This window comes from Sphingobacterium sp. SGL-16, assembly GCF_011043515.1.
In the GTDB taxonomy this organism is placed as follows: domain Bacteria; phylum Bacteroidota; class Bacteroidia; order Sphingobacteriales; family Sphingobacteriaceae; genus Sphingobacterium; species Sphingobacterium litopenaei.
In genome coordinates this window covers 1-648 of record NZ_JAAKGQ010000125.1, presented here as the reverse complement: position 1 = coordinate 648, position 648 = coordinate 1, and the positions used below count along the sequence as shown (strand labels likewise).

Genomic DNA, 648 nt, shown 5'->3' with positions numbered 1-648 from the left:
GACACCAGAACGTCTGATCACTGCAGCCATTGTTACCTCAGCAGAAAAGGGGGATGGCCCCGAGCTACCCAAATTATTAGAAATAAGTGAGAAAAACGGTATTCAAGTAAATACTATAATTGGAGATTCAGCGTATTCAGGAAAAGAAAATCTTAAACTTAAAAATAAAGATAATCAACAGATAAAAGTAGTAGCAAAATTAAATCCTTCCATTACTCAGGGCTGTCGCAAGGATGAAGATAAATTTGATTTCAATAAAGATGCAGGAATGTTTGTATGTCCAGCAGGACATTTGGCAATCCGAAAGGCCCGTCAGGGAAAAAAGGAACAAGGCACAAATCAAACGGAGACATATTACTTTGACGTCGAAAAATGTAAAACCTGTCCGTTTGGGCAGGGGTGTTATAAGCCTGGAGCTAAAACAAAAACCTATTCAGTTTCTATAAAATCTGACCTTCACAAAGATCAGATGATATTCCAGGAAACTGAATATTATCGAAGTAAATCCAAAGAAAGATATAAAATTGAAGCTAAGAATAGTGAACTCAAAAATGTCCATGGATATGGCAGGGCTAATTCCTATGGCATCCAAAACATGGAAATGCAAGGTGCAATGGCGATCTTCACTGTAAACATGAAAAGAATCCT

1 protein-coding gene is annotated in these 648 nt (G+C 37.3%); it reads left to right on the top strand.

Annotation, left to right across the window (positions count from 1 at the left end; genetic code table 11):
* The coding region (locus tag G5B32_RS16945; RefSeq protein ID WP_206366952.1) for a transposase at window positions 1–648 on the top strand (648 nt) is incomplete at both ends.